Source organism: Planktotalea sp., assembly GCF_049680325.1.
In the GTDB taxonomy this organism is placed as follows: domain Bacteria; phylum Pseudomonadota; class Alphaproteobacteria; order Rhodobacterales; family Rhodobacteraceae; genus Planktotalea.
In genome coordinates this window covers 1-2,804 of sequence record NZ_JBAUHO010000163.1, presented here as the reverse complement: position 1 = coordinate 2,804, position 2,804 = coordinate 1, and the positions used below count along the sequence as shown (strand labels likewise).

The window sequence follows — 2,804 nt, the reverse complement described above, 5'->3', positions numbered from 1 at the left end:
GTCTCAGGGTGATGTGCGGGCATCGGATCGCCTTGATCTAAAAGTGTACAAAATGCCCAAAGGGCCGTTTGAACCTGCTGCAAAATGTACAACCCTTCGTAAATCTACCGCGCGCAGGACCCGCGCCGCGAAAGCGCGCGCCGCCGGGTTTTGCCCCCAATGGACGCTTGCCTTGACGCGCGTTCTGCGGCTAGCCTTCCGGCTTCAACGGGAGGACTACAGATGAAAACGATGGTAATGACGGCTGCTGCGCTGGCTTTGAGTGCTGGTATGGCACTGGCCGAAGGGATGGTTCACAAAGTGGCGGTGCATGTGAACGAAAATGACCCGAAGGTCATGAATATCGCGCTTAATAACGTGCAAAACCTGACCAAATACTACGAATCTCAAGGTGACACAGTAAAAGTCGAGGTCGTAACCTACGGCCCGGGGCTAAACATGCTGATTGCAGGAACCTCGCCAGTTGCGGAGCGCATTGCGATGATGTCTTTGGAAATGGACAACCTTAGTTTTGCGGCATGTGGAAATACCCATCGTAATATGTCCGCAAAGAAGGGCGAAGAGATTGCTTTGCTGGATGAGGCAAGGATCGTGCCCTCTGGTGTTGTGCGTTTGATTGAATTGCAGGAAGACGGGTTCGCCTACGTAAAGCCTTAAAAACATAGGGTGCGTGGTGCTACGCACCCTATGCGGACACCTTCTTCAGCTTGGCAAAAGATGTGTATTCCCAATGCTCTGGCCTCTTTACAAGGCCGTGCCGGACAGGGTCCATCCAGCAGTGCTCCATATGGGCGTGAAAATCTGTCTTGCTGCGGATGTGGTGCTCCCAAAAGCGACGATGCCAGATGCCGCGTTCTCGGCGGATCACATCATTTTGGCGAAGCGGGTCTTTTGGCAGATTTCTTGAAAACCGGGCCTTGATGATCCGCCAACGCGTTGAATAGTCGTGATCGCCCTCGGGCAAGGTCCAGATGCAATGCATATGATCGGGTAAGACGACCCAGGCATGCACAGTGACAGGGCGTTCGCGCAGGGTCTGCTGAACGGCGCTGCGCAGCAAGGTGATCTCGCGCAGCAACAGGTCTGACCCATGCGCGCGCAATCCAACGGAAAAGAAGATCGTGGCACCGGAAGTATTCGGACGACTACAACGGGGCATGCGGTAATCTGGCAAACCGCGGTTAAGATTGCGTGAATCCCGCTGGCGTGCATGTTATCACGCACCTTACAAATTTCTGTTACAAACAATGCCTAATGGAATGAGCATGACAACATACGCACTCAATGGCCTTGGCCGCATCGGTAAACTCGCGCTTCGTCCTTTGCTGGAAAGCGGCGCGCAAATCGCATTTCTGAATGACGCTGTCGGCGATCCTGAAATGCATGCTCATCTGCTTGAATTCGACACCGTTCACGGGCGTTGGGACGCGGATTTTTCTTATGATGCAACAAGCATCACAATCGACGGGCTCCGCATCCCGCTGTGCAGCACGAAAAACCTGCAAGAACTGCCACTTGATGGGGTTGATGTCGTTATTGATTGCACTGGTGCCTTCAAAACGCAGGCAAAGCTCGCTCCGTATTTTGAGGCAGGCGTAAAGAAAGTTGTGGTGTCTGCCCCTGTCAAAGATGCGAGCGCAGCAAACATCGTCTTTGGTGTGAACAATGAAAGCTATGAGGCGAGCGTGCATAACGTCATCACCGCGGCCTCTTGTACCACCAACTGCCTCGCGCCTGTGGTCAAGGTGATTCACGAAAACCTCGGGATCAAGCATGGTTCGATCACAACGATCCATGACGTCACCAACACGCAAACTATTGTGGACCGCCCTGCCAAGGATCTGCGCCGTGCGCGCTCTGCGCTCAATTCACTAATACCAACGACAACTGGTTCAGCCACTGCGATTACGCTGATCTATCCCGAACTGACAGGAAAGCTGAACGGACATGCCGTACGCGTTCCGCTTTTGAACGCCTCCCTTACCGACTGTGTGTTTGAGGTTGAGCGTGAAACCACCGTCGAAGAGGTTAATGCGCTTTTCGAGGCCGCGGCGAATGGACCGTTGAAAGGCGTTCTGGGATATGAGACGCGTCCGCTTGTGTCAGCCGATTACACGAACGATCCACGCAGCAGTATCGTTGACGCGCCATCCACCATGGTTGTGAACGGCACACAGGTAAAAATTTATGCGTGGTACGATAATGAGTGGGGCTATGCGCATCGTCTTGTAGACGTGGCGCAGATGGTCGCCGCCTCCTTATGAGCAAACCAGAGGGCTTTGCGGCCTATCTAGCGGTCACAGCGGCCTATTGGGCGTTCATGCTAACGGACGGCGCGCTGCGCATGTTGGTGCTTTTGCACTTTCATGCGCTTGGTTTTTCGCCGGTGCAGCTGGCCTATCTCTTCGTTCTGTACGAAATTGCTGGCATCATCACTAATCTCTGTGCTGGTTGGCTCGCTGCGCGTTTTGGTTTGGCCTCAACGCTATATGCAGGGCTTGGCCTCCAGATCGTTGCGCTGCTCGCATTGACCCAGCTTGATCCAACGTGGAGCATTACGGCGTCCGTCGTCTTTGTTATGTGTGTTCAGGGCCTTTCAGGCGTTGCCAAAGACCTAGCCAAGATGAGCAGCAAAGCCGCGGTGAAAACGCTCGCGCCTGAAGGGGAGGGCACGCTTTTCAAGTGGGTTGCCATGCTCACCGGGTCGAAAAATGCGGTTAAAGGTCTTGGCTTTCTGCTTGGCGCTGCGCTCTTGGCGGCACTCGGTTTCCAAGGCGCAATTCTTGTTATGGCAGCGGTGCTCG

4 protein-coding genes are annotated in these 2,804 nt (G+C 54.2%); 3 read left to right on the top strand and 1 reads right to left on the bottom strand.

Translation table 11 applies throughout. The annotated features are described in order from the left end of the window. Window positions 1-222 precede the first annotated feature (222 nt). Window positions 223-657 carry a hypothetical protein gene (locus WBC85_RS07415; protein WP_424434652.1) on the top strand — a complete coding sequence of 145 codons (435 nt, stop codon included), beginning with the start codon at window positions 223-225 and terminating at the stop codon, window positions 655-657. 28 nt (window positions 658-685) lie between these two features. Here the strand turns inward: WBC85_RS07415 and WBC85_RS07410 are convergent, their stop codons facing one another. Beyond that, on the bottom strand, window positions 686-1,159 hold the full coding sequence (locus WBC85_RS07410) for an REP-associated tyrosine transposase (protein WP_424434649.1): 474 nt from the start codon (window positions 1,157-1,159) through the stop codon (window positions 686-688). A gap of 106 nt (window positions 1,160-1,265) precedes the next feature. Between WBC85_RS07410 and WBC85_RS07405 the strand changes: the two genes are divergently transcribed. Both WBC85_RS07405 and WBC85_RS07400 read left to right on the top strand, forming a co-directional pair. Then, the gene (locus WBC85_RS07405) at window positions 1,266-2,264 is read left to right on the top strand and encodes an ArsJ-associated glyceraldehyde-3-phosphate dehydrogenase (protein ID WP_424434646.1); all 999 of its coding nucleotides are present in this window, start codon (window positions 1,266-1,268) and stop codon (window positions 2,262-2,264) included. Continuing rightward, window positions 2,261-2,804, top strand: a 544-nt coding sequence (locus tag WBC85_RS07400; protein ID WP_424434643.1) for an MFS transporter, incomplete at its 3' end; no start/stop codon positions are given. The genes WBC85_RS07405 and WBC85_RS07400, both read left to right, overlap by 4 nt.

What these genes read in the sequence shown, in the direction of transcription:
- WBC85_RS07415 (WP_424434652.1), top strand. Translation starts at nt 223, where the DNA reads ATGAAAACGATGGTAATGACGGCTGCTGCGCTGGCTTTGAGTGCTGGT.
- WBC85_RS07405 (WP_424434646.1), top strand. Translation starts at nt 1,266, where the DNA reads ATGACAACATACGCACTCAATGGCCTTGGCCGCATCGGTAAACTCGCG.
- WBC85_RS07410 (WP_424434649.1), bottom strand. Translation starts at nt 1,159, where the DNA reads ATGCCCCGTTGTAGTCGTCCGAATACTTCCGGTGCCACGATCTTCTTT.